Origin of the sequence: Bradyrhizobium sp. McL0616, from assembly GCF_049993385.1 — a bacterium.
Taxonomy (GTDB): Bacteria; Pseudomonadota; Alphaproteobacteria; order Rhizobiales; family Xanthobacteraceae; genus Bradyrhizobium.
The window spans coordinates 2,102,566-2,127,990 of the sequence record NZ_CP188255.1 but is presented as its reverse complement, the minus strand read 5'-3'; the positions used below and the strand labels follow the sequence as shown (position 1 = coordinate 2,127,990).

Annotated in this window: 25 protein-coding genes; 15 read left to right on the top strand and 10 right to left on the bottom strand. The window is 65.1% G+C overall.

Features of this window, described 5'->3' with window-relative positions:
- Positions 1 to 126: 126 nt before the first annotated feature.
- Complete coding sequence (locus tag ACPPVR_RS10320) at positions 127 to 882, top strand: DUF2147 domain-containing protein (RefSeq protein ID WP_426614122.1); 756 nt, start codon at positions 127 to 129, stop codon at positions 880 to 882.
- A 191-nt stretch (positions 883 to 1,073) separates the two neighbouring features.
- Positions 1,074 to 2,486 carry a FecR domain-containing protein gene (locus tag ACPPVR_RS10315; RefSeq protein ID WP_426616062.1) on the top strand — a complete coding sequence of 471 codons (1,413 nt, stop codon included), beginning with the start codon at positions 1,074 to 1,076 and terminating at the stop codon, positions 2,484 to 2,486.
- 209 nt (positions 2,487 to 2,695) lie between these two features.
- Here the strand turns inward: ACPPVR_RS10315 and ACPPVR_RS10310 are convergent, their stop codons facing one another.
- Positions 2,696 to 3,262, bottom strand: a complete 567-nt coding sequence (locus ACPPVR_RS10310) for an NUDIX hydrolase (RefSeq protein ID WP_426614121.1) — start codon at positions 3,260 to 3,262, stop codon at positions 2,696 to 2,698.
- Positions 3,263 to 3,325: 63 nt separating this feature from the next.
- Positions 3,326 to 4,189 (bottom strand): archaetidylserine decarboxylase, encoded by an 864-nt coding sequence (asd, locus tag ACPPVR_RS10305; protein WP_426614120.1) that lies wholly within the window; start codon positions 4,187 to 4,189, stop codon positions 3,326 to 3,328.
- A gap of 35 nt (positions 4,190 to 4,224) precedes the next feature.
- On the opposite strand from asd, the gene ACPPVR_RS10300 reads away from it, so the two are divergent.
- Positions 4,225 to 5,895 carry an aminotransferase class III-fold pyridoxal phosphate-dependent enzyme gene (locus ACPPVR_RS10300; protein WP_426614119.1) on the top strand — a complete coding sequence of 557 codons (1,671 nt, stop codon included), beginning with the start codon at positions 4,225 to 4,227 and terminating at the stop codon, positions 5,893 to 5,895.
- Positions 5,896 to 6,035: 140 nt separating this feature from the next.
- On the opposite strand, the gene ACPPVR_RS10295 is transcribed toward ACPPVR_RS10300, so the two are convergent.
- The 3 genes from ACPPVR_RS10295 to ACPPVR_RS10285 all read right to left on the bottom strand — a co-directional run bounded on the left by ACPPVR_RS10295 (position 6,036) and on the right by ACPPVR_RS10285 (position 8,627).
- On the bottom strand, positions 6,036 to 6,695 hold the full coding sequence (locus ACPPVR_RS10295; RefSeq protein ID WP_426614118.1) for a hypothetical protein: 660 nt from the start codon (positions 6,693 to 6,695) through the stop codon (positions 6,036 to 6,038).
- A 153-nt stretch (positions 6,696 to 6,848) separates the two neighbouring features.
- Positions 6,849 to 7,538 carry a class I SAM-dependent methyltransferase gene (locus ACPPVR_RS10290; protein WP_426614117.1) on the bottom strand — a complete coding sequence of 230 codons (690 nt, stop codon included), beginning with the start codon at positions 7,536 to 7,538 and terminating at the stop codon, positions 6,849 to 6,851.
- 36 nt (positions 7,539 to 7,574) lie between these two features.
- Positions 7,575 to 8,627, bottom strand: a complete 1,053-nt coding sequence (locus ACPPVR_RS10285) for a glycosyltransferase family 4 protein (RefSeq protein WP_426614116.1) — start codon at positions 8,625 to 8,627, stop codon at positions 7,575 to 7,577.
- 273 nt (positions 8,628 to 8,900) lie between these two features.
- Between ACPPVR_RS10285 and ACPPVR_RS10280 the strand changes: the two genes are divergently transcribed.
- Positions 8,901 to 9,602 (top strand): L,D-transpeptidase, encoded by a 702-nt coding sequence (locus ACPPVR_RS10280; protein ID WP_426614114.1) that lies wholly within the window; start codon positions 8,901 to 8,903, stop codon positions 9,600 to 9,602.
- Positions 9,603 to 9,769: 167 nt separating this feature from the next.
- On the opposite strand, the gene ACPPVR_RS10275 is transcribed toward ACPPVR_RS10280, so the two are convergent.
- Both ACPPVR_RS10275 and ACPPVR_RS10270 read right to left on the bottom strand, forming a co-directional pair.
- On the bottom strand, positions 9,770 to 10,114 hold the full coding sequence (locus tag ACPPVR_RS10275; RefSeq protein ID WP_426614113.1) for a hypothetical protein: 345 nt from the start codon (positions 10,112 to 10,114) through the stop codon (positions 9,770 to 9,772).
- On the bottom strand, positions 10,057 to 10,851 hold the full coding sequence (locus ACPPVR_RS10270; RefSeq protein ID WP_426614112.1) for a DUF899 domain-containing protein: 795 nt from the start codon (positions 10,849 to 10,851) through the stop codon (positions 10,057 to 10,059). Before ACPPVR_RS10270 ends, ACPPVR_RS10275 begins: the two co-directional genes overlap by 58 nt.
- Before the next feature lie 144 nt (positions 10,852 to 10,995).
- Between ACPPVR_RS10270 and ACPPVR_RS10265 the strand changes: the two genes are divergently transcribed.
- The 8 genes from ACPPVR_RS10265 (at position 10,996) to ACPPVR_RS10230 (ending at position 20,573) form a co-directional block, all read left to right on the top strand.
- The gene (locus ACPPVR_RS10265) at positions 10,996 to 12,216 is read left to right on the top strand and encodes a helix-turn-helix domain-containing protein (RefSeq protein ID WP_426614111.1); all 1,221 of its coding nucleotides are present in this window, start codon (positions 10,996 to 10,998) and stop codon (positions 12,214 to 12,216) included.
- Positions 12,217 to 12,246: 30 nt separating this feature from the next.
- Positions 12,247 to 12,894: a glutamine cyclotransferase gene (locus tag ACPPVR_RS10260; protein WP_426614110.1), complete on the top strand. Its 648-nt coding sequence runs from the start codon at positions 12,247 to 12,249 to the stop codon at positions 12,892 to 12,894.
- Positions 12,895 to 13,020: 126 nt separating this feature from the next.
- The gene (locus tag ACPPVR_RS10255) at positions 13,021 to 14,589 is read left to right on the top strand and encodes a DUF4403 family protein (protein ID WP_426614109.1); all 1,569 of its coding nucleotides are present in this window, start codon (positions 13,021 to 13,023) and stop codon (positions 14,587 to 14,589) included.
- Between the two features lie 131 nt (positions 14,590 to 14,720).
- Entirely contained in the window at positions 14,721 to 15,857 is a 1,137-nt protein-coding gene (locus ACPPVR_RS10250) for an ABC transporter ATP-binding protein (protein ID WP_426614108.1), read from the top strand.
- Positions 15,858 to 15,923: 66 nt separating this feature from the next.
- Positions 15,924 to 16,982: an ABC transporter substrate-binding protein gene (locus tag ACPPVR_RS10245; RefSeq protein ID WP_426614107.1), complete on the top strand. Its 1,059-nt coding sequence runs from the start codon at positions 15,924 to 15,926 to the stop codon at positions 16,980 to 16,982.
- Positions 16,983 to 17,028: 46 nt separating this feature from the next.
- Entirely contained in the window at positions 17,029 to 18,291 is a 1,263-nt protein-coding gene (locus ACPPVR_RS10240) for an ABC transporter permease (protein WP_426614106.1), read from the top strand.
- Entirely contained in the window at positions 18,288 to 19,118 is an 831-nt protein-coding gene (locus ACPPVR_RS10235) for an ABC transporter permease (protein ID WP_426614105.1), read from the top strand. Before ACPPVR_RS10240 ends, ACPPVR_RS10235 begins: the two co-directional genes overlap by 4 nt.
- Positions 19,119 to 19,358: 240 nt before the next feature.
- The gene (locus tag ACPPVR_RS10230) at positions 19,359 to 20,573 is read left to right on the top strand and encodes an ABC transporter substrate-binding protein (RefSeq protein ID WP_426614104.1); all 1,215 of its coding nucleotides are present in this window, start codon (positions 19,359 to 19,361) and stop codon (positions 20,571 to 20,573) included.
- 185 nt (positions 20,574 to 20,758) lie between these two features.
- Here the strand turns inward: ACPPVR_RS10230 and ACPPVR_RS10225 are convergent, their stop codons facing one another.
- On the bottom strand, positions 20,759 to 21,298 hold the full coding sequence (locus ACPPVR_RS10225) for a PRC-barrel domain-containing protein (RefSeq protein ID WP_426614103.1): 540 nt from the start codon (positions 21,296 to 21,298) through the stop codon (positions 20,759 to 20,761).
- Between the two features lie 232 nt (positions 21,299 to 21,530).
- Positions 21,531 to 22,106 carry a hypothetical protein gene (locus tag ACPPVR_RS10220; RefSeq protein WP_426614102.1) on the bottom strand — a complete coding sequence of 192 codons (576 nt, stop codon included), beginning with the start codon at positions 22,104 to 22,106 and terminating at the stop codon, positions 21,531 to 21,533.
- A 179-nt stretch (positions 22,107 to 22,285) separates the two neighbouring features.
- Here ACPPVR_RS10220 and ACPPVR_RS10215 point away from each other — a divergent pair, with 179 nt between their 5' ends.
- Positions 22,286 to 23,041, top strand: coding sequence for a response regulator (locus tag ACPPVR_RS10215; protein ID WP_426614101.1), 756 nt, complete (start codon positions 22,286 to 22,288; stop codon positions 23,039 to 23,041).
- Between the two features lie 14 nt (positions 23,042 to 23,055).
- The gene (locus ACPPVR_RS10210) at positions 23,056 to 24,384 is read left to right on the top strand and encodes an ATP-binding protein (protein WP_426614100.1); all 1,329 of its coding nucleotides are present in this window, start codon (positions 23,056 to 23,058) and stop codon (positions 24,382 to 24,384) included.
- A gap of 8 nt (positions 24,385 to 24,392) precedes the next feature.
- On the opposite strand, the gene ACPPVR_RS10205 is transcribed toward ACPPVR_RS10210, so the two are convergent.
- A complete protein-coding gene (locus ACPPVR_RS10205; RefSeq protein WP_426614099.1) occupies positions 24,393 to 24,608 on the bottom strand; it encodes a hypothetical protein in 216 nt (71 codons plus the stop codon).
- A gap of 239 nt (positions 24,609 to 24,847) precedes the next feature.
- Here ACPPVR_RS10205 and ACPPVR_RS10200 point away from each other — a divergent pair, with 239 nt between their 5' ends.
- Positions 24,848 to 25,399 (top strand): transglycosylase SLT domain-containing protein, encoded by a 552-nt coding sequence (locus ACPPVR_RS10200; RefSeq protein ID WP_426614098.1) that lies wholly within the window; start codon positions 24,848 to 24,850, stop codon positions 25,397 to 25,399.
- The last annotated feature ends 26 nt before the right edge of the window (positions 25,400 to 25,425 follow it).

The following is a 25,425-nucleotide window of genomic DNA, read 5'->3' as shown; positions in this document are numbered from 1 at the left end:
GCCCTGACGCGGCCGTTGTGAGGTCCATCACAGAAGACCGGATAAGCCAGGGATAGGGTCGAACCACATTCAGTCCGGCGCCGACTTCAGGCCATACCGGGACCACGCAACATCTGGGAGGTTGTCATGAACAAGCTCTACATCGCCGCCACCGCACTCTTCCTCGCTTCGACCGCCGCAGCCCATGCGGGCAATTCGATCTCGTTCCAGATCGAAGGCCAGCGCGTCCGCATCGAGACGCCGCGCAACTGCGCCTCGCTCGACTGCGTCACCATCGTGGCGCCCGGCCTGTCGAACAAGCCAATCAAGCTGAACAACATCAATCTCAACGGCCTTGGCTCCAAGGACGACGACGACACCACGCCGAGCACGACGACCGCGCAGCCCGCGCCGGCTCCGGTGCAGCAGCAGCCGGTGCAGGCAACTGTTCCGGCAGCCCCCGCAATTGCTCCTGCTGCCCCGGCCACGACCGTTGCCGCGGCTCCGTCCGTCGACACGACCACGCAGCCTGCGCCGGTTGCGGCTCCGGCGCCGGTCGCGACTGCACCTGCTTATGCGCCCGCTCCGGCGCCTGCCGCCGCCGCGCCGGCGCAGATCGCGAGCACGCCGCTCGGCGTGTGGGCGACCGAAGAGAACAAGGGCAATGTCCGCGTCGAGCAGTGCGGCACCGATCTCTGCGGCTATGCCGAGAAGAGCAATGAGCGGATTCTGATCAACATGAAGCCCGACGGCGCCAAGTGGAGCGGCCGCATCCACGACCCCGACTCCGGCCGCAACTACGACTCCACGATCGCGATGAAGGGCCCGAATGCGATGCGCGTGCAGGGCTGTGCCTTCGGCGGCATGTTCTGCGGCGGCCAGACCTGGAAGCGGGTGAGCTGAGGGCGAAGGGGTCATCCTTCGCGGCTGGCCAATTTTCCTGTTCTTATCATGGCGCCACGTCCCTGCCCGGGACGTGGCGTTTGAACGTTGACCTCATCCATGCGACAGATGTTCATCCGCCGTTCAGCCGGCTCCAGTTGAAATCGGTCGATCCTGCCTCGCGTTCTCACCGGGACCTCATTGTGGCTTTGATGGTGGCTTGGCGCCGCTTCGTGTTTGCTGTTCCGCTGCTGGCGTTGCCGCTGGCCGGCGCGGGCGATGCAGGCGCGTCCGATACGATCGAGCTTGCCCAAGCGCAGCCGCAGGCCCAGCCAACGCCCGCGCCTTCGCCGACGCCCGCAGCCTCGCCAGCACCGGCTGCGGATGCGCAGCCCGCCGCGGTCGAGCCGATCGGCAATGTCGCGACGGTGACTGGGATCGCGACCGTGGTCCGCGACAAGAATTCTTATCCGCTGAAAGTGCGCGACGACATCTATCTCAACGACGTAGTGCAGACCTCGTCGAACTCCGCGCTCGGCATCACCTTCAACGACGCCACCACGTTCAACCTCTCGGCCAGCGCCAAGATCACCATCGACAATTACGTCTATGAGGACGGCGGCAAGCAGAACTCGGCGATCTTCGACATCGGCAAGGGCACGGTCGCCTTCGTTGCAGCGGCGGTGGCGAAAAACGGCGACATGAAGATCGCGACGCCGACCGCAACGCTGGGCATCCGCGGCACCACCGGCGTCGTCGACGTGCCCGAGGGCGCGGCCGCGAGCCCCGCCAACAACGTCAACATCAAGCTCTATCCCGACGCCGACGGCCGGGTCGGGCATATCGACGTCAACGACCGCACCAGCGGCGCGCGGCTCGGTGCGCTGACGGAGGCATCGAGCGGCTTTGCGATCCGGCCGGGCACAGGCGGCCCGGGCGGCATGCGCTTTGCCGCGGTGCCGATCACGATTCCGCCGCAGCAGATCGCGCGCGACCGCGGCTTCGTCAGCCAGGTGCATGCGGCGCAGACCACGGGCCGGCAGATCGTCACCGAGCAGCGCGACTTCCGCCGCGCCAATCCCACCGCAAGCAGCCGGATTCCGCGGCCGGCCCAGCCGCCGCAGCAACAGCAATTGCGTCCGAACACAGCGCCGGGCCAACAGCCGCAGCAGCCCGGTCAGAACAACCGTCCGGGTCAGCAACAGCCGGGTACACCGAACCGCCAAGGTACGAAACCAGGCACGCAGACGCCGCAGCGGCAAGGACAGGGCGGCGCCTTGCAGCCGGGTACCCCGCGCGCCGGTCAGAGCCAGCAGCAACAAGGTGCGGGGCAGCCGGCAGGCCAGCCGCGCACCGGACAAGGCACGCAGCCCGGCGGCGCAGCGCCGACGCAGCCGGCACGCGCCGGCCAAACTCCGGCGCAGCCTGGCGGAGTCACGCCCGCGCAGCCGGGCGCGACGCCGCTGACCCCGCGCACGGGATTGCAGCCCGGCGCCCAACCGGCGGCCCAGCCGCAGCAAGGCGCGGTGCAGCGCCCGCCCGGCGTGCAGCAGCGCCTGCCCGGCGCACAGCGCCCCGCCGCGCCGCGCAAGCCCGCGCCGCCGAAGGAAAAGAAGAAGCGGTAGAGTCTAGTGTGCGCCGAAGCGCTCGGCGCGCCCCGCTCTATCCTCTGCCGTCATTGCGAGCGCAGCGAAGCAATCCAGAGTCCCTCCGCGGAAAGATTCTGGATTGCTTCGCTGCGCTCGCAATGACGACTTGGAAGGGGCTGGCGCTCCCCAACGATATTAGCTCGCGGATGCTCCCTCACCCGCAAGCGGCGCGAGATGAAGAGAACTCACGCCTCGCCGCGCAGCCACGCCCTTACCTTCTGCAACAAGCCGTGGCGCAGTTCGTCGACGGAGGCGGCTTCGGCGGGTGTCAGGGTCTGCAAGGCGGCATCGATATCGTCGGTCGCCAGCGGCGGCGGCTCGGCTGCAGGCGAAGATGCAAGGCCGGCAGCAGCGAGTGCGATCGGGCCGATCTGCACCAGGAAGGCGCGTTCGTATTCGCGCGACAGGCGCGCGATCGCGTCTTCCAGCGGCAGCCAGTCGACCGCCTTGATGTCGTTCATCAGCTTGCGGACAGGACCGCCTTCGGCCTCCATCCGCCAGAAATGCACGACCTTGGAGCGACCACCGGACTGGTAGACCAGCGTGCCCAAAAACTCGTGGATGGCGACCTCATGGCCGGTTTCTTCCAGCACCTCGCGGTGCGCGGCCTGTTTCGGCGTTTCGCCGTCATCGAGCTTGCCCTTGGGCAAGACCCATTCGTTGCGCTTGCGCTGGCGCACGATCGCGATCAGCGGCGGAGCACCACGCCGCAGCACAATACCACCCGCCGCCATCACCGGCGCCCGCGCCATCACCAAATCCGTGTCGATCGACCCCCGCGGATGATATAGACAGCCGACACGGCAGATTGAAGGCTAGTTTTTCCTCAGCAACGCTTGACCGGCCCGGATGCGCGTGCCCTCAGTGATGCCATCGCAGAAGGTAAAATCGCCGGGTGCGAGGATGATGATGGTCGAGCCGTGCTCGAACCAGCCGAGCTCCTCGCCCTTGGTCACGTTGACGTCACAGGGGAAGTTGACAGGCCCCCTGGTCTGCGCGTTCAGCACCATGCCGAGGAAGTGCAGGCGGATGCTCGCGACCAGGATCGCGGCGACCGGCACCAGTGTCACGACCTCGCCGGATGAGAGATGCGTGCGGATCACCGCGCGTTCGTTCTTGCAGAACAGGCGTTCGACCCGCTTCAGCGCGATCGGGTTGACGTTCCAGACGTCGCCATGGATCAGCGTGACGCGCTCGATGTGTGCATCGTAGGGCGCATGGAAGCGGTGATACATGCTCGAGGTCAGCCGCAGCGTGACGAAGCTTCCGTTGCGGTGCTGCTCGACCAGCGCGGAATCGCCGAGCAGGTCGAGCAGCGAATAGGGCGCGCCCTTGACCTGGAACAGCTCGGTGTCTGCGATCCGGCCATGGGCGCCGACGATGCCGTCGGACGGGCTGGCGACAACGGAAGGGTCGGGATCAAAGGGCCGCAGGCCCGGCTTGAGCTCCCGGGTGAAGCAATCGTGCAGGCTCTTGAAATGGGTCTTGCGCGCCTCCGACAAATCGAGATCGGAGAACAGCTTCCACAGGGCGATCGAGCCGTCCCGCACCAGCGGATTCTCGATCTTGGAGAACCAGCCCATGAAGCGGGTCAGCGCAGCGCGGGGGATGCGGTTGGTCAACAGGAAGTTGAGGTCTTCCTGCTGGGTGAAAGAGGCGATGAGGGCTTTGACTGTCATGAATCTGTCAGCTCGCAGTATTAGCGCTTGTTGTCATGGAAACGACACTCCCGATTCTTTCTTTGTCCGTGGCCGCCGCAGCGTCCGCTGCCGCCGCCTTCCCGAAGCTGAAGGCGCGGCTCGCATTGTCCCGCGCCAAGCACCGGTCGCTCGCCGGGCACTCCAAGATGTCGCGCCGGGTGGCGCGGCTGCTCCCGTTCTACGAGTTCAGAGACGGCGACTACTTCTCCTGCGACGGCGCGCCGGCGAACATCGCCGCCCAGCGCAAGGACGCCTTCTTCCGTCTCGCGCGCATCTACGCCGATCGCTACCCCAAGGGTCGCGCGATGACGCAGGAGGCGGCGGAAAAGATCTCCGACCTGAATTTCACCGAGACTTACCGCGTGCCGTTCCAGTTCTCGCGCCTGGTGCGCGAAAATCTGGGCACCTCGGCCTTCATGGAGTCCTCGAGCGGCGTCACCGTGAAGGACGTCGACGGCAACGTCTCCTACGACCTCACCGGCTCCTACGGCGTCAACATCTTCGGCAACGATTTCTACAAGGAGTGCATCGAGGGATCCGAGAAACGGGCGCATGCGCTCGGACCCGTGCTCGGCCCCTACCATCCCGTCATCCTCGAAAACGTGCAGCGGCTCTGCCAGATTTCGGGCCTCGACGAAGTCTCCTTCCACATGTCCGGCACCGAAGCCGTCATGCAGGCCGTGCGGCTCGCGCGCTACCACACTAAGCGAACCCATCTCGTCCGCTTTGCCGGCGCCTATCACGGCTGGTGGGGCGATGTGCAGCCCGGCGTCGGCAACCCCGTCACCGCGCACGAGACCTATACGCTTGCCGAAATGTCGGAGAAGACGCTGCACGTGCTGCGCACGCGCCGCGACATCGCCTGCGTTCTGGTCAATCCGCTCCAGGCGCTGCATCCGAATTCCAACGCCCCCGGCGATTCCGCGCTGGTTGATTCTTCCCGCGGCGGCAAGTTCGACCGCGCGGCCTATACCGAGTGGCTGAAGAAGCTGCGCGAGGTCTGCACCGAGCGTGGCATCGTGCTGATCTTCGACGAGGTCTTCGTCGGCTTCCGTCTCGCCGCCGGCGGCGCCCAGGAATATTTCGGCGTGCGCGCCGACATGGTGACCTACGGCAAGAGCCTCGCCGGCGGCCTGCCGGTCGGCGTGGTCTGCGGCAAGAAGGAGCTGATGCGCCGCTTCCGCGACGATCGTCCCGCCGACGTCTGCTTCGCCCGGGGCACCTTCAACTCGCATCCCTACGTCATGACGGCGATGGACGAATTCCTGAGCCGGCTCGCCAGCCCGAACTTCCGCGCCATCTATGACGGGCTGGAAGAGACCTGGAATGGCCGCGCGGAAAAGCTCAACCAGATGCTGACCGACGCGGGCCTGCCGGTGCAGGTCGCCAATCTGTCGTCGATCTGGACGGTGAAATACACCACGCCGTCCCGCTACAACTGGATGCTGCAATATTATTTGCGCGCCGAGGGCCTGTCGCTGAGCTGGGTCGGCAGCGGACGGCTGATCTTCAGCCTGAACTACACCGATGCCGACTTCACCGAGGTCTCCGAACGCTTCGTCCGCGCCGCCGAAAAGATGAAGGCCGATGGCTTCTGGTGGCACGATGGCGTGCTCACCAACAAGAGCATCAAGCGGCAGATCCTCAAAGAGATGCTGGCCAAGCGTTTTGGGCGCCGAGGCTAATTCGTCCAACGCCGTCATGGCCGGGCTTGTCCCGGCCATCCACGCGTCTCCGCGCGAAAGTCCCAAGACGTGGATGCCCGGCACAAGGCCGGGCATGACGCAACCATCAGACATCGGAGCGTTTGGTGAGAACAGCGCGCTCAGGCGTGCTGCTCTTCGAGCGTGGGCTCGGAGATCAGGCCCAGCGTGTGCTCGGGGTTGAGATGCAGGCCGGGGTCCATCAGCTCGCCGCGCATGAGCGCCAGCGGAGCATTGCGGTAGAGCATCAGATCGTGGAAGGGATCGGTCAGGATCTTGGTCATCCAGACGAGGCCGGTCTCGACGTCGCGGATGAAGAACAGGTGCACGGTGCGGAACAGCAGCCCGCCGCCGCCGATCACGAGCCAGATCTTGGCGACCTGCCGCATGAAATCGGTCGCGCTCGCCCAGGGCGTGAACAGGCCGAACAGCGTCGGATCGACTAACAGCACCAGTGGCGACAGCGCCCAGATCGCCATCAGCACCACTTTGCGCTGAAGGTTGTAGCCGACCTTGATGTCTTCCTTGTACTCGTGCGTGGCCTGGTTGATGTGGTCGAAATCGTGCGGTTCGAAGAAGAAGTGACCGGCCTGGCGCGAGGTCATCGAGACCAGCCAGCCGACCAGGGCGGAGATCATCGGATCGACGAACAGCCAGAGATAGGCGAAGAGGAAGCTCAGCGCGCTGACGAAGTGCAGGCTCTGATTGATGCGGCTGTGGTGATAGTAGCGATGGTCGTCCCAGCGCTGGATCCGCAGCTGCTCGAGATAATTCTTGATCATGCTCTCCCCCAAAATGCTTTCGGGTACGGGATTTACAGAGATTCGATGTACGTCGTGTGACATCATCATTTTGTCATGTGACGATGCGCAGCGACGCGATGACGCACGCGAACGCTAGCGGCGGCTCACGCCGCCGTGCTCAAGCCGCCTCTCTCAAGCCGCCTTGGCGACGTCGACCTTGCGGAAGCGTACCAGCGAGAAATGGCCGAGCGGCGGAATCAGACGGCGCTCGGCGAGTTCGATGCCGTTGGCGCCGGCCAGCCACTTCACATAGCGCGACCAGGCGAACTCGGCGGTGCGGAAGCCGAGCGGGCGCACCACCGGCTGGAGCTTCTGCTCGATGAAGCGACGCACGCCGGCATCGGCGCTGACGCGGGTGAGGATGATCAGCTCGCCGCCCGGGCGCAGCACGCGCGCGAATTCGTCGAGCGCGACTTCCGGATTCGGCACCGCGGTGACGACATATTGCGCCATCACGACGTCGAAGGAATTGTCGGGGAATTCGAGCTTCTCGGCGTCCATCACCGCGAGACCCTCGACGTTCTTCAGCTTGCCCTCGGTGACGCGCTGACGCGCCTTGTCCAGCATCGCTTCCGAAATATCGGTGCCGAAGATGCGCAGATGCGGCGCGTAGAGCGGCAGCGAGATGCCGGTGCCGACGCCGACCTCGAGCACGCGGCCGCCGATCTTGTTGGTGGCCGCGATCGCCGCCTGCCGGCCCTTGGCGAATACGCCGCCGAACACGAGATCGTAGACGGGCGCCCAGCGATCGTAGGCCTGCTCGACTGTGCCGCGGGTGAGGTCGAGCTGCTGGGTGCCGTCAAGGTTCATGATCTTAGCCATCGATGAGGTTCTCGCTGTGGTTCAAACGGAAAGGAATCAGCCGCGCACCGGCCGCCGCGCCATCACCGGCGAGGCGCGCAGAATGCGGCTGGGCTGGAGTGAGGTTAGGTTGCCGACGAACTGGCGCGCGCTGTTCTCCCAGGAGCGCTCCAGCGCGAAGTTGCGGCAGGTCTCGCGCGACATGGTGAGCGCGCGGAGGCAAGCTGCACGCAGATCGTGGTCGATCGCGCCGATCGGATGATCGGCGATGACGTCCTTCGGTCCCGTCACCGGAAACGCAGCAACCGGCGTGCCGCATGCGAGCGCCTCTAACTGCACCACGCCAAAGGTGTCGGTGAGGCTCGGGAACACGAAGACGTCGGCAGCCGCGAGATGCGCGGTCAGTTCCGCGCCCTTCTTCTCGCCGAGGAAGACGGCATCCGGATATTTCTTTTCGAGCGCCGCCTTCTGCGGCCCGTCGCCGACGACGACCTTGGTGCCGGGCAGATCGAGCGAGAGGAACGCTTCGAGATTCTTCTCCACCGCTACGCGCCCCATCGTCATGAAGATCGGACCCGGCAGATTGAGCTTGGCGGGAGCGTCCGGGTGGAACAGTTCGGTGTTCACGCCGCGCGTCCAGAATCCGAGCCGCTTGAAGCCACGCTCGGAAAGCTCCTGCCGCAGCGAGGGCGTCGCCACCATGGTCATGGCCGCGGCATCGTGGAAGTGTCGCAGCACGGCATAGCCGACAGCCGCGGGAATGCCGGTTCGCACCGAGACATATTCCGGAAAGCGCGTGGTGTAGGACGTCGTGAAAGCGAGCCGGTGGCGGCGGCAATAGGCCCGCGCGGCCCAGCCGATCGGGCCCTCGGTCGCGATGTGCAGCGCTTCAGGCGCGGCCTTCTCGATTCGCCGCGCGATCTCTTTGCCGCTTGGCAGCGCGATGCGCAGGCCCGGATAGGTCGGCAACGGCCACGACCGAAAACCGTCCGGCGTCAGGAAGTCGATCTCGACGTCGAGGGCCTTGGCGGCGGCCGCCAGCGAGGTCAGCGTCCGGACCACACCGTTAACCTGCGGATGCCAGGCGTCAGTCGCGATTAATACCCGCATGGGGAAATCCCGAGAGTTTGATGATTCTCGGCTTAGGACCATCAACCACGGATATTTCAGGCGTGTGACGTCACATAAGTGTCGGCCCGCTGTTTTGATCGTTAACAGCTTCGCCGGGCCACGAAACTGTCATGAAACAATCCTTTCCGCGACGAAACCGTTTTCGGTTTTCCGCGCAAACGTCCCGAAACTTTTTGCCGTTAGTGAATTAGGCAACGGAGCACCGAAACGGTGCCGGGTGACCAAGAAACACCGCGCAAACAGGGGCGACCAATGTTCAATCTGGACACGTTCAAGAACTATTCGCGCGCCGTGGCGCTCAGTGCCGTGGCTGTGACCGCAATCGCGTTTGCCGGCCCGGCCAAGGCCGCGCCCGTGCAGCTCTTCCCCTTCTTCCAGCCGCTGCCGCAGTTCACTGCGCCGGTTCAACCCTATCAGGCGGCGCCGTACCAGGCCGCGCCGTCCGAGGATCAGGACGCCGTCGAGACGCCGGCGCGTTTCCGCCGCCAGACCGTGAGCTACGCCACGCGCGAGGCGCCCGGCACCATCATCATCGATACGCCCAACACCTATCTGTATTACGTGCTGGGCAACGGCCAGGCTGTCCGCTACGGCATCGGCGTCGGCCGCGACGGCTTCACCTGGTCCGGCACCCAGTCGGTGACCAAGAAGGCCGAGTGGCCGGATTGGACCCCGCCGCCGGAGATGATCCAGCGCCAGCCCTATCTGCCGCGCCACATGGCCGGCGGCCCCGGCAACCCGCTCGGCGCGCGCGCCATGTATCTGGGCGGCACCGTCTACCGCATCCACGGCACCAACGCCCCCGACACGATCGGCAAGCACGTCTCCTCCGGCTGCATCCGCCTGACCAATGAGGACGTCTCCGACCTTTACTCCCGCGTCAATGTCGGCACCAAGGTGATCGTGCTGCCGATGAGCGAGCGCCGCGCGGACCTCGGAGCTGCAACGCGGTAGGCGGCGAATAGAATTGAGATGCGAACGGCCCCGGCGAGACCGGGGCCGTTTTCGTTTTTCGCCGGTGATCACGGCCATCCTTCGAGACGCCCGCAAGGGCGGGCTCCTCAAGGAGACCGCGGAGCGGTCGTCTCGAAGGACGAGGCGTTCACGCGGGCGGGGGCTCCTCACCTCCCGCCCCCACCTCGTCGCTCCGAAACCAGCCTCAGCCACGCCGCTGCATGAAACGCGCTCATCAGCAGATACATCGGCACCATCCCGCCGACGGACAGCCCGTGTCCGGCGGCGCAGAGCATCTCCGCCGGACCGCCGCCAAAGACAGCCGTCAGCACGGCCATGATCGCGAAGGTCGGGGTGGCAGCAAGACCCAGCCATCCGGCGAGGTGAGATGCGGCCACAGCCTCTCTGCCATCACCGACGGCGCCGGCGACCGGGCTGGCGGGATGGGTCTCGGTCACTGCGCGCCGGCCGCGCGCAGCGCGATCTCGCCGGCGTCCGACACCTCGACCCATTTTTTGTCGGGCGCAGCACCTTCCGCGTAGCTGTCGTTCCAGTTCCACCATTTATAGGTCGGGGACTGCGGATAGCCCGCCGGCGAATCCTCCCAGGGCTCCTGGCGGCCGAGCGGGGTGATGTCGAGATAGTTCCAGGTGCCGCCCATCTGCTCGTCGCCACGGCTCTTGATGAGGTAGGTGCGGAAGATGCGATTGCCGTCGTGGAAAAACACGTTGGTCCCGTGCCATTCGCCGACGCCGAAATCGGCGTCAAAACTGTCGGTGATGGTGACCCACGGAATCTCCCAGCCCATCCGCTGCTTCAGCCGCGCGATATCCGCCTGGGGCGCGCGGGAGGCGAAGACGAGCGTGGTGTCGCGGGCGTTCAAATGGGCGACATGGGCGACCTGGTCGGCCACCATGGAGCAGCCCCGGCACGCATGGTCGGGCCAGCCGAACACGCCCGGCTCGAAGAAGGCCCGGTAGACGATGAGCTGCCGCCGGCCCTGGAACAGATCGAGCAGACTGGCCTTGCCCGCAGGCACATCGAATGCGTAGGTTTTGTCGACTTCCATCCACGGCATGCGCCGGCGTTCGGCGGCGAGAGCGTCGCGGGCGCGGGTATGCGCCTTTTCCTTCACGAGCAGTTGCTGACGGGCTGCCTCCCAGTCCTGCGGCGACACCACTGGCGGTGTTTGCATGGCGGGCTGTCCGTTGTTCCGTTTGTCCTGGGCTGATTTAGTGGCTGTCGTCATGGCTCTCCGAACCTTTTGCTTGGGCGATCGTCCTGCGCCGCACCGGCGCAGACCGAAGCGCGTCTCACCGCACATCGTCGGCCGTGAGCCAGTTCTCGCACCGGACGATGGCGCGGTGGGAGTAACAAGTGTGGCGGGATTTTCATGGAGTCGCTGATCACCGCCGCCGCGCGTGCGCTCGAAGCCGGCGATCCGCTCGGCGCGTTGAACCGCGTGGCGCTCCGCAACGATGCGCCCTCGCTCGCGCTGCGCGGCATCGCGATGGCGCAGCTCGGCGATCTCGTTCGGGCCAAGGCACTGCTGCGAAGCGCGGCGCGCGCCTTCGGGCCGAGAGAGGCCGTCGCGCGCGCCAGATGCGTGGTGGCCGAGGCCGAGATCGCGCTCGTCTCGCGCGACCTGAGCTGGCCGGCGCGGACGCTCGCGGCGGCGCGGGCGACACTCGAACGGCATGGCGATCTCGCCAATGCCGCCCATGCAGGCCATATCGAGGCGCGCCGCCTGCTTCTGATCGGACGCCCCGACGACGCCGAGCGGACGCTGGCCGAGCTTCCCGCCTCCCCGCTCCCGCCTGCATCTCAGGTCGTCCGCGAGCTGGTGGTCGCCGGCATCGCAATCAGGCGGCTGAAAACAAAAGATGCACGCGCGGCGCTCGACCTGGCGGCTCGCGCAGCGCGGCTGGCTAACATCCCGGCGCTCGTGGCCGAGGTCAACGCTGCGAATCTCGTCCTCGACACGCCGGCCGCGCGCCTGATCGCGCGCGGCAGCGAACACCCGTTGTTGCTCGGAGAGGTCGAAAGACTGGCGACCTCGACAGCGCTCGTCATGGACACCTTCCATCATGTCGTGCGCAGGCAAGGCACTGTCGTGTCGTTCGGAACGCGGCCAGTGCTGTTCGCGCTCGCCCGTCTCCTGGCGCAGGCATGGCCCGCGGATGTCTCGCGAGAGGCGTTGATATCAGGTGCATTTCAAGCGAAGCACGCCGATGAGTCGCACCGCGCGCGATTGCGCGTCGAGATCGGGCGGCTCCGCACCAAGCTCAAGCCGCTGGCCGAAATCAGCGCGACGAAGCTGGGTTTTGTTCTGGCGCCGCGGAAGACGCGCGACGTCCTCGTGCTGGCGCGGCCCGTCGAGGAAAAGCACGCCGCCGTCCTCGCCATTCTCGCCGACGGCGAGCCCTGGTCGAGCTCGGCGCTCGCGCTTGCGCTTGGCATGAGCACGCGCACGGTGCAACGGGCGCTCGAGGAGCTCGCGCGATCGAACAAGGTGCAGTCGTTCGGACACGGCCGGGCGCGCCGCTGGATGACCCCGCCTGTCCCCGGCTTCCCGACAGGCTTGTTACTCCCCGGACCGCTGCTGAAGACGTAAGATGATGGATCGCCTCACAAGGACCAAGCCATGAAACGTTCAGCCGCCGAGATCATCCGGGAGTACGGGCCTTTTGAAGGCATCGAGAACGTACATGGCGTCACCTATGACGGCACCCATGTCTGGTTCGCATCGGGCGACAAGTTGAATGCGGTCGACCCGGCGAACGGCAAGATCTCCCGCTCGCTCGATGTCGCCGCACATGCAGGAACGGCGTTCGACGGCCGGCACCTGTTCCAGATCGCCGAGGATCGCATCCAGAAGATCGACGCCGCGACCGGCCAGGTGCTGACCACCATCCCGGCGCCGGGTGGCGGCGGCGATTCCGGCCTGGCCTGGGCCGAAGGCTCGCTCTGGGTCGGACAGTATCGCGAGCGCAAGATCCATCAGATCAATCCGGACACGGGGGCGGTGCTTCGCACCATCGAAAGCAAGCGCTTCGTCACTGGCGTGACCTGGGTCGATGGCGAACTCTGGCACGGCACCTGGGAAGGCGACGACAGCGACGTGCGGCGGATCGATCCCGACACCGGAAAGGTGCTGGAGCAGCTCGACCTGCCGTCCGGGACAATGGTCTCGGGACTGGAGTCCGACGGCGGCGATCGCTTGTTCTGCGGCGGCGGAAGCGCCGGCAAGGTGAGGGCGGTCCGCCGTCCCAGGCGAGGTGATCCTCAATGAGGAATAGACGGTCACGGCAAGGTGGCAGCCGTTAAACCCATTCGCCCCAATTCCACCCCATCGGTGCGCTCTAGCGCCCTCCTCGGCAGCCCTATAGAATCCCAACCGGGGCGGCCTGGGGGTGAGATGCGTCTGACGTTGAACTTGAAGACTGTCCTGATTGCCGTCGTGGTCCTTGCGGCGTCGTTTTTCGTCAGCCTGAAGGCGATGGACTGGCTATCGCCGCGCGCGACCAATCCGGCGCCGGCGATCGCGCAACTGCCGCCGCTGCCGCCCACCTCGCGCAACTCGATCGTGGTGGCGCCGGTGGCGATCGCGCTGTCGGCCATCCGCGACCAGGCCGAGAAAGCCTCGCCGCGCAATTTCGCCGGCAAGGCTGACAATCCGATCTCGCAGATCCTGCAAAACGCCGATATCGGCTGGACGGCTGTGCGCGGACCGATATCGACCACGGGCGACAAGGACGTGCTGACGCTATCGACGCCGCTCACCGGCAAGCTGAACGTGACGGGGTCGCTGTCGTCGAAAGCCACCGGCGCGCTTGGCGATGCGCTGGGCAGCGTGCTCGGCGGTGACGCGGCAAAACGGATCGGCGCGGTCAACATCAAGAACCTGAATGCAAGCGCCGAGATCAAGGGCAATGTGGTCGTGACCTCGCGCCCGAAGCTCGCGGCGAACTGGCACCTCGAGCCCAATCTCGGCGCGCAGGTCAATCTCGGCAACACCGATCTGTCGGTCGCTGGCGCCAAGGTCAACGTGCCGGCGCAGGTCAAGCCGCTGATCGACAAGACGGTCGGCGAACAGCTCAACGCCGTCTCCGAGCGTATTCGCAACGACCCGAGCTTGCGCGACAACGCGAAGACCCAATGGGCCAAGGCCTGCCGCTCGATCCCGCTGCAAGGCACGGGATCCTCGGCCACGCTGCCGCCGCTCTGGCTCGAGATGAAGCCGGTGCGGGCAATCGCGGCGCAGCCGCGCGTCGACGCGCAGGCCGTGACGCTGCTTCTGGGGCTCGAGGCGGAGACGCGCGTCACCACGGCGCAGACCAAGCCGGACTGCCCGTTCCCCGACAAGATCTCGATCGTGCCGCCGACCGGCACCGGCGTGAACATCGGCGTGCCGATCGACATACCCTTCACCGAGATCAACAAGCTGATCGCAGCCCAAATGGTCGGCCACACCTATCCCGAGGACGGCTCCGGTCCGGTCGACGTCACCGTGAAGAGCGTCAACGTGATCCCGTCGGGCGAGCGGCTGTTGATCTCGCTGCTGGTGCGCGCCAAGGAGAAGAAGAGCTGGCTCGGCCTCGGCGCCGAGGCGACCGTGCACATCTGGGGGCGGCCGATGCTCGACCAGGAGCAGCAGACTCTGCGGCTCGCCGACATCCAGCTCGCGGTGGAATCCGAAGCCGCGTTCGGCCTGCTCGGGGCTGCTGCGCGCGCGGTGGTACCGCAGATGCAACAGGCACTGGTGCAAAAGGCGTCGCTCGACCTGAAGCCGATCGCCGCCAACGCGCGCGAGAAGATCGCGGCCGTGATCGCCGACTACCAGAAGAGCGAGGACGGCCTGCGCGTGGACGCCAAGATCGAAAGCCTGACGCTGGCCGACATCGCCTTCGACTCCAAGACACTGCGCATCGTCGCGGAAGCCGGCGGTACACTGAACGTGTATGTGACGAAGCTGTCGGGGATGTAGCGCGCCTCCCCTCACCGGGCCCGCGCGCTCGTCGCTTGCGCCGCTGGCATTCTCGTCGGACGATGCTAAGCTATTCCTCGCAACCTCGGACGAGGTGCTGACAGCACTGTAGCTGATGACGCGAGGACGACATGGAAGCCGGCATGGTCACAGCCGCGTCGGCGCTGGTGCGCTTTTCCGGCATTCAGAAGACCTATGATGGCGAGCACCTCGTGGTGAAGAACCTCGATCTCGACATCAGGAAGGGCGAGTTCATCACCCTGCTCGGCCCGTCGGGTTCGGGCAAGACGACCACGCTGATGATGCTGGCTGGCTTCGAGGTTCCGACCCAGGGCGAGATCTACCTCGCTGACCGGTCGATCAAGAACGTCCCGCCCCACAAGCGCGACATCGGCATGGTGTTCCAGAACTATGCCTTGTTTCCTCACCTGACGATCGCGGAGAATATCGCTTTCCCGCTGTCCGTTCGCAACACGAACAAGGCGGAAGCGCAGGAACGCGTCAAAGCGGCGTTGCGCATGATCAAGATGGAAACCCTGGCGCAGCGGCGCCCCGGGCAGCTGTCCGGCGGTCAGCAGCAGCGCGTGGCGCTGGCCCGCGCGCTGGTTTTCAATCCGCAACTCGTGCTGATGGACGAGCCCCTGGGCGCCCTGGACAAGCGCCTGCGGGAGCAGATGCAACTGGAGATCAAGCAACTGCACGAGACGATGGGTATCACCGTCGTCTACGTCACCCACGATCAGAGTGAAGCGCTCACCATGTCGGACCGCATCGCCGTGTTCAACGACGGCATCGTGCAGCAGATCGACAGGCCCGATGCGCTCTATGAGCATCCGGTGAACAGCTTCGTCGCCCACTTCATCGGCGAGAACAACGTGCTGGCCGGCACCGTCGAGACTGTCGAAAAAGAATATTGCCGCGTCGCGCTGGCGGGTGGCGGCGCCGTGACCGCACGGGCGGTCAATGTATCAGGCGCGGGCGCATCGACCTCCCTGTCGGTGCGGCCGGAGCGGATCGCCATTGTCACGGACGGCACCGGCGAGGGACCGAACCACCTGCCGGCCAAGGTGCGTAACACCATCTATCTCGGCGACCACGCGCTGGCCGTGCTCGATGTCGCCGGCAACGGGGAGTTCATGGTCAAGCTTCAGCCAGGCGCACATGACAGCCCAATATCTGGCAGCCCAAGACCTGGCAACCTAAGACCTGGTGAAAGCGTGTTCATCACCTTCCGCCCCGAGGACTGCCTGGCCCTCGATCCCGTCTGATCCAACACAAGCGGCACCGGCATCAATCAACCTCAACGCAACTGATATGAAGAAGGAACAAAGGCCATGCTGAAGCGCAAGATTGGCAAGATTGCCCTGGGTTTCGTCGCAGCGTTCAGCGCCAGCGCTGCGCTGGCCACGGTCGCGCATGCGCGTGACCTCACCGTGGTGTCGTGGGGCGGCGCGTATCAGGATGCCCAGAAGAAGGTCTATTTCGAGCCGTTCAAGAAGGCAGCCGGCGCGCCGATGAACGACGAGTCCTGGGACGGCGGCGTCGGCGTGTTGCGCGCCAAGGTGCAGGGCGGCGCCGCCACCTGGGACGTCGTCCAGGTCGAGAGCGACGAACTCGCGGTCGGCTGCGAGGAAGGCCTGTTCGAGAAGCTGGATTATTCCAAGATCGGCGGCGAGGCCGCCTATATCCCGCCGTCAGTCAATCCCTGCGGCGTCGGCGCCATCCTCTACGATTTCGTTCTCGGCTACGACAAGGACAAGCTGAAGGACGCCCCTCACGGCTGGGCCGACTTCTTCGACATCAAGAAGATTCCGGGCAAGCGGGCCTTGCGTCAGGGCCCGAAGACCACGCTGGAGATCGCCCTCATGGCTGACGGCGTCGCACCGAAGGACGTCTACAAGGTGCTGGCGACCGACGAGGGCATCGAGCGCGCGTTCAAGAAGCTGGACGCCATCAAGGGCGACATCGTCTGGTGGAAGGCCGGCGCTCAGCCGCCGCAATTGCTCGCCTCTGGCGAGGTCGTGATGACCTCGGTCTACAATGGCCGCATCGACACCGCGAACAAGAGCGAGAAGAAGAATTTTGGCATGGTGTGGGACGGAGCGCTCTTCACCCTCGACAGTTGGGTCATCCTGAAGGGCAGCCCGAACAAGGACGCGGCCTACAAGTTCCTGGACTTCGCAGGCAAGGCGGAGAACCAGTCCAAACTGTCGGAGAACATTGCTTATGGCACCTCGAACAAGGACGCAGCCGCTCTGCTCGCGCCCGCGGTTCTGAAGGACCTGCCGACCGCGCCTGACAACATCAAGAACGCGGTCGAAATCAACGTTGCCTTCTGGCTCGAGAATATCGACCGCCTGACCGAGCGCTTCAACAAATGGGCCGCGAAGTAGCGCGCCCCGCAGGGCTCGACCCAAGGCTAGACCGAAGGCTCGACCAATGACGGATGCGTTCTTGACCGGCGCCGATGCATCGACCGAAGTCCCGCTCAAGCGCCGATTGAGGCGAGCGGAGCGGACACGCCAGGTCAAGGCATTGGCGCTGGTTCTGCCGCTTCTGCTGTTTCTGCTCTTCACCTTCGCAGGCCCGATCGCCGGCATGCTGTGGCGCGCGCTCGATGACAGGGAAGTGCGTCAGGCTCTACCTCAAACAATAGCTGCTCTCGCCAGCTGGGACGGCAAGGACCTGCCGGACGAAAAGGCCTACGCGGCGCTGGCAAGCGACATCCTGGCGGCGCGCGCCTCCGGCACCATCGCCATCGCGGCCAAGCGGCTCAACTACGCAATGAACGGCTTCCGCACGATCCTGACCAGCACGGCACGCAATCTGAAGGCGGTGCCGGAGTCGGGCACCGCCAAGGAGACGCTGGGCAAGATCAACCCGGCCTGGCGCGAACGTACCACCTGGACGACGATCAAGGACGCCAGTGGTCCAGTGACCGGCTTCTACCTTCTGGCGGCACTCGACCTGACGCGGAACGTGGACGGCGCGATCGTCGCAGCCCCGCCGGATCAGGCGATCTACCGTGACGTTTTCGCCCGCACCTTCCTCATCAGCCTTGGCGTCACGGCACTCTGCCTGATCCTTGGCTTCCCGGTCGCCTACCTGCTGGCGACGCTGCCGCCGGGCCGCTCGAATCTGCTGATGATCTTCGTCCTGCTGCCGTTCTGGACGTCGCTTCTGGTCCGCACCTGCGCCTGGATCGTGGTGTTGCAGAGCAAGGGCGTCGTGAACGACAGCCTGCACTGGCTTGGCATCATCGACGAGCCGTTGCGCCTGATCTACAATCGCTTCGGTGTCTGCGTGGCCATGACCCACGTTCTCCTGCCGTTCATGATCCTGCCGCTGTACAGCAGCATGAAGGCGATCTCGCCTGCTTACATGCGTGCCGCCGCCTCGCTCGGTGCGCCACCGACCACCGCCTTCCTGCGGATCTACCTGCCGCAAACCCTGCCCGGCATCGGCGCCGGAAGCCTGCTCGTCTTCATCCTGGCGCTCGGCTACTACATCACGCCGGCACTCGTCGGAGGCGCCGCCGACCAGATGATCAGCTACTTCATCGCGCTCTACACAACCGAGACCGCCAATTGGGGCCTTGCTTCGGCGTTGGGCGCGGTGCTGCTGCTGGCCACTGTTCTGCTCGCTCTCGTCTACGGCAAGCTGGTGCAGGGTCAGCAGGTCACGGGAGGAATGAAGAATTGAGCGATAATCCCTCCCTGCGCACGCCCAGCCAGCGCATCGCGTGGACTGCGACCATCGCCATCTCCACGCTGGTGTTCATCTTCCTGATCGCGCCAATCCTCGCGATCATGCCGCTGTCCTTCAGCTCGGGCTCGTACCTGACCTATCCGCTGCCGGGCTTCTCCTTGCGCTGGTACGACGACTTCATCAATTCGCCGCGCTGGATGAATTCGCTGAAGAACAGCATGATCATCGGCGTCGCCTCCACCCTGCTGTCGATGGTTCTCGGCACGCTGGCCGCGCTGGGGCTGGCGCAGTGGAAGAGCCGGTTCAAACCGCTCGTGCTGGCTTTCGTGCTGTCGCCGGTCGTCGTGCCCGGTGTCATCACCGCGGTCGGCCTGTATTTCTTCTTCGCGCCGATCGGACTGACCGGCAGCTATCTCGGCTTGATCCTGGCCCACACCGCGCTGGCGACGCCCTTTGTGGTGATCACGGTCGGCGCGACGCTGCAAAGCTTCGACACCAATCTGGCTCGCGCCGCCGCCTCGCTTGGCGCCTCGCCGCTTGAGGCGTTCCGCCGCGTGATCCTGCCGCTGATCCTGCCCGGCGTGGCGTCGGGCGCGCTGTTCGCATTCGCGACCAGCTTCGATGAGGTCGTGATCGTGCTGTTCATGGCAGGTCCCGAGCAGCGCACCCTGCCGCGCGAGATGTTCAGCGGCATCCGCGAGAACATCAGCCCGACCATCACGGCAGCAGCGGTGATTCTGACGACGGTATCGGTCATCCTCCTCGCCACCCTGGAAGGCTTGCGCCGACGCAACGAACGGCTCAAGGGCAGCAGCGCGTAAAGGGCGGCGCCCGGATCTGCCTCCGCGAATTCATCGCGAGCCAGATCACTCGCGGATAGAACCCCTTACCCGCGCTCGCGATGCGCGAGCATTCTCGCGCACAAGGGAACAGGGTTAACACCGCTGCCCCCTACTTATTCTCAATCTCCCCGCACGTCCTTGGCTTTGCGGCCGGCGTCGATTGCGGCTAGAACCTCCTTGCAACAAGACCCAAAACAACAACGCTGAGGGAACAACACCATGCAAAAACTCATTGCCGCTGTCGCGGCCAGCTTCGCCATCGCCGCGACATGCGGCACGGCGCAGGCGCAGATTTCCGACGACGTCGTCAAGATCGGCGTGCTCACGGACATGTCGAGCCTCTATGCGGATGCGACCGGCAAGGGCTCGCTCGCTGCCGTGGAAATGGCGGTCGCCGATTACGGCGCCAAGGTCGCCGGCAAGCCCGTGCAAGTGGTCGCCGCCGACCACCAGAACAAGCCCGACGTCGGCGTCAACATCGCCCGCAACTGGTACGACAACGAGAAGGTCGATGCGATCTTCGACGTGCCGACGTCCTCGGTCGCACTGCCGATCTCGGCGCTGACGCGCGAGAAGAACAAGATCAACATCAATTCCGGCGGCGGATCGTCCGACATCACCGGCGTCGCCTGCTCGCCCAACACGGTGCACTGGACCTACGACACCTATGCGCTGTCGAACGTCGCCGGCAAGGCGATGGTCAAGCGCGGCGAGGACACCTGGTTCTTCGTCACCGCCGACTACGCGTTCGGCATGGCGCTTCAGCGTGACGCCGCCAACGTCGTCAAGGAGAGCGGCGGCAAGGTGCTGGGCGAGGTCCGCCACCCGCTCAACTCGTCGGACTTCTCGTCCTTCCTGCTTCAGGCCCAGGCCTCCAAGGCCAAGGTGGTCGCGCTGGCGAATGCCGGCGGCGACACCACCAACGCGCTGAAACAGGCCGCCGAGTTCGGACTCGTCCAGGGCGGCCAGAAGATGATCGCGCTGCTCCAGGAGATCACCGACACGCACTCGCTCGGCGTCAAGGCGACGCAAGGCCTGATCGTCACCGACGCGTTCTACTGGGACATGAACGACGAGACGCGCGCCTTCTCGAAGCGCTTCAACGAAAAAGTCGGCCACATGCCGACCATGATCCAGGCCGGCCTCTATTCGGCGACCATGCACTATCTGAAGGCGATCGAGGCCATCAAGACCGACGAGGCGCCGAAGGTGATGGAGCAGATGCGCGCCACGCCGGTCAACGACTTCTTCGCCAAGAACGGCAAGATCCGCATCGACGGCCGCATGGTCCACGACATGTATCTGTTCGAGGTGAAGAAGCCCGAAGAGTCCAAGAACGAGTGGGACCTCTACAAGCTGATCGCCACCGTGCCCGGCGACGAAGCCTTCCGCCCGCTCGACAAGGGCGGCTGCCCGCTGGTGAAGGGAAATTGAGGTTATCCGTCATTGCGAGCGCAGCGAAGCAATCCAGAGTCCCTCCGCGGTAACAGCCTGGATTGCTTCGTCGCATCAGCGCAAAATTGCTGCGCAGTTTTGTCGCGAGCTCCTCGCAATGACAAGAATACAGCGCGCCCGGTGAAAACCGGGCGCGCTTCGTTTAGACACTCACGCGGGCCGCATTACTCCGCGTACTTGAACTCGGGCATGTTCTTCAGCTCGTCCTTGCTCGCATTGAACACCGCGTGGTCCGGATACCACTTGGAGGTGGACGACGCGGTCGTGCTCGTCGTTACGGTCTTGTCGGTGCCGGTCGCGGCGCCTGTGGTGGTGGTCGCAGCTGGCCTGGCGTTCGGATTCGTGCCGGTGCCGGTATAGGCCACAGCCTCGTTGACGAATTTCAGCTTGTCATAGGGCACGGCGACGAGATGCTCGCCCATGCCGAGGAAGCCGCCGACGCCGATCACCGCAATCTTGACGTCACCGTTCTTGTCCATCAGCAGGTCGTTGATCGAGCCGATATTCTCGTGGGCGTCGTTATAGATCTTCAGGCCAGCCATTTTCGACGCCCGCCACTCGCCGGAAGCGGTCGTGGTGGTTGTCGTCGCGGTGGTGGCCGCGGTCGGCGTCTTGTCTGTGGTGGCGGTCGGCGCTTGCGCAATCGCAACGGTCGCAAACAGCGCGGTGCCGGCAAGGCCGGCGGCGATCGATTTCATCAACATGTTGTCCTCTCCTTCAGCAAACTTGTGCAGAGAGAACAGCCACGATCACGCGCAGTTCCTGAGCTGCGGCAATTTCGTCGCGTGATGATGGCACTGCGTCGCGACGAAAGTTCCCGGACTACTCAGGCAAGTCACACAGGAACGTTCGAGATGCACAGTTCCCCGCCGACGATCATGCGCCCTGGGTGAAGCACGATCGCGGCGAGGAATGCGCCAACCGGCGTCGCTCCGGTCAGCTCTGGTAGTCGATCAGAAGTGCCGAGAAATCGGAGCTGCTCGACGAGGTCGTCGTGCTGCCATTGGCGCCGTAAGACGAACTCGACGACTGCGACTGCTGGAGTGCCTGGAGGAACTGCTCGAGGATCTTGGCCGTGCTGGACTCGGTCGAGCTGCTGCTCGTCGAATCCGTGGACGACGAATCCGAAGACGAGCTGTCATCCGACGGCGGTGGACCGGGCGGCGGGCCGCCTGCACCACCCGCACCACCGGGACCCTTGCCGAAGGCGGACTGAAACACGCCCTTCAGCTCGGTGGCCTGGTCGGAGGTCAGCGTCCCGTTCGAGACCTCGTTCGAGATGAGGTCGTCGATCTTCGACTTCAGGCCGTCCTTGGACGGCTTGGTGCCGCTCGACTGATCGCCGGACTTGCTCTGCTGAAGCGCCGAATCGATGTCCTGCAGGGCGGTCGTGAGCGCGGACTGGTCCGAGGAGGAAACCGTCCCGTCGGACACTTCGGATTGCAGCTCCTGCTGCAGCTTTTGCAGCGGGGACTGATAATTGCCGGCGGAGGCCGCCGAAATGGAGGTCATGATGGCTCCGTGGATTTGCGGGGTTTCTTGCTTGACCCGGCCACAATATGGTTAACGGTCTTAACGGGAGCTTGCCGTTCCACTGCCCAGTCGTTGCCGGGTGTTGCGGAAAAACATTCAGAAACAGTCTGAAACAAAAATCTTCGCCTTTTTGCCCGAATCTTGGACAAACAAAGCCCATGGCGAACCCCTCTCCCAACATCCTGGTCGTCGAAGACGACCGCGAAACCCGGACGTTGATTGCGAAGTACCTGCGCAACAACTCCTGCAACGTCACCGCCGTGAGCGATGGCCGCGAGATGTCGCGTGCCATGGCCGATCACCGCGTTGATCTCATCATCCTCGACGTCATGCTGCCCGGCGAGGACGGCCTCAGCCTGTGTCGCAAGGTGCGCTCGGAGGCGCAGACGCCGATCATCATGCTGACGGCGCGCGGCGAGGACGTCGACCGCATCGTCGGCCTCGAGATGGGCGCGGACGACTATCTGCCAAAACCGTTCAACCCGCGCGAACTGCTCGCCCGCATCAACGCGGTGCTGCGCCGCCAGGCTTCCGCGCAGGCTGCAAGCTCGATCGAAGGCGCCTCTGCACTCGCCTTCGAAGGTTGGCGCATCGATTTGCGACTGCGCGAGCTGCGCAATCCGGACGGCGCGCGGGTCGCGGTGACCAGCGCCGAGTTCGATCTGCTGCGGACATTCTGCGAGCGGCCCGGCCGCGTGCTGTCGCGCGACAGCCTGCTCGACCTCACCCAGGGCCGCAACACCGGTTCGTTCGAACGCTCCATCGACGTGCTGGTCAGCCGCATCCGCCGCAAGATCGAGCCCAATCCGCAGGATCCGACCATCATCAAGACGGTGCGCTCCGGCGGCTATTTGTTCACGCCGAGAACAGAAGCAGCGAGCGCGGAAGCGGTCACGGCGCCCCTGAGCAACTGACGGGGCGTGCGACCATGAGGCCGTTCGGGTTCTTTCACCTCAAGGGCATCGGCGGGCAGATCGCCGGGCTGGTGCTGGCTTCGACCGTGACGCTGCATCTCGTCGTCACCACCGCTTTCCTGATCAGCCGGCCGGACCGCCCGGACACGCCGCCGGACGGCGCCCCGCAATTGGCGGACGCCGCACTGCTGCTCGGCTCCGCAAGCGAGAGCGAGCGGCCGCGCCTCGTCGCCGATCTCGCGCGCGCCTTCCCGAAGCTCAATATCGAGACGCATGCGTCCGGCACGGTGAGCGTCGTCGAGGACAGCGAGATCCAGCACCTGCACGGGATGCGCCGTCACCTCGGCCGCGGCTACAAGGTGGTGCAGCTTGCGTCCGACGACGGCGGCGCGGATCGCATCGGCGTGCAATTGCCCGACGGCACCGTGATCGCCGGCCATGTCGACAACGGCCCGCGGCCCTGGTTCTGGGGTGCGCCGTGGCTGGTGACGCTGATGACCGCATTCATCTCTATCAGCGTGCTGGGCCTGTGGGCGGCACGCGCGCTGGCCGCGCCGCTGTCGTCGTTCGCCAAGGCCGCCGAGAATTTCAGCCTCGACGGGGCGGCCGATCCGCTGCCCGAGCGCGGCCCGGAGGAGATCCGCTCGGTCGCGCGCGCGCTCAACCGCATGCATGAGCGGATCGCGCGACTGATGTCGGATCGTACCAGGATGCTGGCGGCGATCAGCCACGATCTGCGCACCCCGATCACGCGGCTGCGCCTGCGCGCCGAGTTCATCGAGGACGACGGCAACCGCAAACGCATGCTGATCGATCTCGACCAGATGCGCTCGATGCTGGAATCGGTGCTGTCGCTGTTGCGCAACGACCGCAAGATCGAAGCCGTGACCCTGGTCGACATCGCGAGCACATTGCAGCTCATCGCCGACCAGTTCGGCGACATGGGCCACGTCGTGCACTATGACGGTCCGCTCTCTGCAACCGCCGTCGCGCGTCCCGACGATCTGCATCGCGGCGTCACCAATTTGGTCGAGAACGCGGTACGCTTCGGCGCCGAAGTGACGATCCGCCTCGATGTCGCCGGCACGAAACTCGTCATCGACGTCGAGGACGACGGCCCCGGCATTTCGGATGCGCGCAAGCAGGAGATGCTGGAGCCGTTCGTGCGCGGCGACGACGCCCGCACCATGGACGATTCCACCGGCTTCGGGCTCGGCCTGTCGATTGCGCGCGCGATCGCGATCGCCCATGGCGGCCAGCTGTCGCTGCACGACCGCGAGCCGCACGGGCTGATCGTGCGGATGCAATTGCCGGTGTGGCAGCAGCCGCGGATTGCGGCTTAGATCTCCGCTTAAGCGGCCAGCGGCGGATGCGCGACGGCCATCTCATCAAAGATCGCCACCGCCTCGAAGTGATAGTCGCAGGCGCGGCAGATCCAGAGATATGAGATGCGCCCCTCGCCGGGCTCGATCCAGTCGGGCTGTGCGATCAGCGTGCCGCATTGGGCGCAGGGATTTTGTCTTGGGATGTCGCCGGCGTGCGCATTGACCATGGTTGATTTTGTCATGGCACCTCTCCCGATTCGCAGGCCGTTCGTACTCGCTTTCGCAGACCAGCGCGAATAGACAGACGTGCTGTCGCGAGCGGGCTTTTCGACCCGACGGGAACCCTTACGCGACCTTTGAGTCGTAACAACGGCTCTGCGCCGCACAATCGTTAACGGCGGCGTTCGGTCACATCATCGCCGCGTTCGGGAGGCCTAACGGCAGCCAGGCGCAGGTTACTCAGGGACATCTGGGATATCTGATGAAGATTTTACGCATTGCCGCGTTCATTGCGGCCGGACTGGTGTCGCCGCAGGCCGCCTTCGCGGGCGAGGCCGAATACGCCGAGATGGTCGCGGCGCATGCGCGCGCCAACGGCGTGCCGGAGGTGCTGGTGCATCGCGTCATCATGCGCGAGAGCCGCTATCAGCCGCAGCTGATCGGCCGTGGCGGCACGATCGGGCTGATGCAGATCAAGCTCGCGACCGCCCGCGGGCTTGGCTACACCGGCGATGCCGCGGGCCTGCGCGATCCCGACACCAATCTCACCTATGCGGTGAAATACCTCGCCGGCGCCTATCACGCCGCCAATGGCGACCACGCCCGAGCCATTCGCTATTTCGCGGGCGGCTATTACTACGTTGCAAAGCGGCAGCGCCAGGAAACGGCGCAACAGGCCGTGCAACAGGCGAGCAATGAGACCTGGCTGGAGCCGAACGGCAATCCGCAGCCGATGTTAGGCGCCGTGCCGCACCGGAAGCTGGCCCAGCACGTCCGCAATGCGCGGGCGCAGGTTCCCGGGAACATGCGTTGACACAGGCCGTCACTGGCCTACATTAG

What these genes read in the sequence shown, in the direction of transcription:
- ACPPVR_RS10295 (WP_426614118.1), bottom strand. Translation starts at nt 6,695, where the DNA reads ATGATCAAGAATTATCTCGAGCAGCTGCGGATCCAGCGCTGGGACGAC.
- ACPPVR_RS10215 (WP_426614101.1), top strand. Translation starts at nt 22,286, where the DNA reads ATGGCGAACCCCTCTCCCAACATCCTGGTCGTCGAAGACGACCGCGAA.
- ACPPVR_RS10200 (WP_426614098.1), top strand. Translation starts at nt 24,848, where the DNA reads ATGAAGATTTTACGCATTGCCGCGTTCATTGCGGCCGGACTGGTGTCG.
- ACPPVR_RS10255 (WP_426614109.1), top strand. Translation starts at nt 13,021, where the DNA reads ATGCGTCTGACGTTGAACTTGAAGACTGTCCTGATTGCCGTCGTGGTC.
- ACPPVR_RS10275 (WP_426614113.1), bottom strand. Translation starts at nt 10,114, where the DNA reads ATGGGTCGAGGTGTCGGACGCCGGCGAGATCGCGCTGCGCGCGGCCGG.
- ACPPVR_RS10265 (WP_426614111.1), top strand. Translation starts at nt 10,996, where the DNA reads ATGGAGTCGCTGATCACCGCCGCCGCGCGTGCGCTCGAAGCCGGCGAT.
- ACPPVR_RS10280 (WP_426614114.1), top strand. Translation starts at nt 8,901, where the DNA reads ATGTTCAATCTGGACACGTTCAAGAACTATTCGCGCGCCGTGGCGCTC.
- ACPPVR_RS10250 (WP_426614108.1), top strand. Translation starts at nt 14,721, where the DNA reads ATGGAAGCCGGCATGGTCACAGCCGCGTCGGCGCTGGTGCGCTTTTCC.
- asd (WP_426614120.1), bottom strand. Translation starts at nt 4,189, where the DNA reads ATGACAGTCAAAGCCCTCATCGCCTCTTTCACCCAGCAGGAAGACCTC.
- ACPPVR_RS10290 (WP_426614117.1), bottom strand. Translation starts at nt 7,538, where the DNA reads ATGGCTAAGATCATGAACCTTGACGGCACCCAGCAGCTCGACCTCACC.
- ACPPVR_RS10315 (WP_426616062.1), top strand. Translation starts at nt 1,074, where the DNA reads ATGGTGGCTTGGCGCCGCTTCGTGTTTGCTGTTCCGCTGCTGGCGTTG.
- ACPPVR_RS10240 (WP_426614106.1), top strand. Translation starts at nt 17,029, where the DNA reads ATGACGGATGCGTTCTTGACCGGCGCCGATGCATCGACCGAAGTCCCG.
- ACPPVR_RS10245 (WP_426614107.1), top strand. Translation starts at nt 15,924, where the DNA reads ATGCTGAAGCGCAAGATTGGCAAGATTGCCCTGGGTTTCGTCGCAGCG.
- ACPPVR_RS10320 (WP_426614122.1), top strand. Translation starts at nt 127, where the DNA reads ATGAACAAGCTCTACATCGCCGCCACCGCACTCTTCCTCGCTTCGACC.
- ACPPVR_RS10260 (WP_426614110.1), top strand. Translation starts at nt 12,247, where the DNA reads ATGAAACGTTCAGCCGCCGAGATCATCCGGGAGTACGGGCCTTTTGAA.
- ACPPVR_RS10205 (WP_426614099.1), bottom strand. Translation starts at nt 24,608, where the DNA reads ATGACAAAATCAACCATGGTCAATGCGCACGCCGGCGACATCCCAAGA.
- ACPPVR_RS10270 (WP_426614112.1), bottom strand. Translation starts at nt 10,851, where the DNA reads ATGACGACAGCCACTAAATCAGCCCAGGACAAACGGAACAACGGACAG.
- ACPPVR_RS10310 (WP_426614121.1), bottom strand. Translation starts at nt 3,262, where the DNA reads ATGGCGCGGGCGCCGGTGATGGCGGCGGGTGGTATTGTGCTGCGGCGT.
- ACPPVR_RS10230 (WP_426614104.1), top strand. Translation starts at nt 19,359, where the DNA reads ATGCAAAAACTCATTGCCGCTGTCGCGGCCAGCTTCGCCATCGCCGCG.
- ACPPVR_RS10220 (WP_426614102.1), bottom strand. Translation starts at nt 22,106, where the DNA reads ATGACCTCCATTTCGGCGGCCTCCGCCGGCAATTATCAGTCCCCGCTG.
- ACPPVR_RS10300 (WP_426614119.1), top strand. Translation starts at nt 4,225, where the DNA reads ATGGAAACGACACTCCCGATTCTTTCTTTGTCCGTGGCCGCCGCAGCG.
- ACPPVR_RS10210 (WP_426614100.1), top strand. Translation starts at nt 23,056, where the DNA reads ATGAGGCCGTTCGGGTTCTTTCACCTCAAGGGCATCGGCGGGCAGATC.
- ACPPVR_RS10225 (WP_426614103.1), bottom strand. Translation starts at nt 21,298, where the DNA reads ATGTTGATGAAATCGATCGCCGCCGGCCTTGCCGGCACCGCGCTGTTT.
- ACPPVR_RS10285 (WP_426614116.1), bottom strand. Translation starts at nt 8,627, where the DNA reads ATGCGGGTATTAATCGCGACTGACGCCTGGCATCCGCAGGTTAACGGT.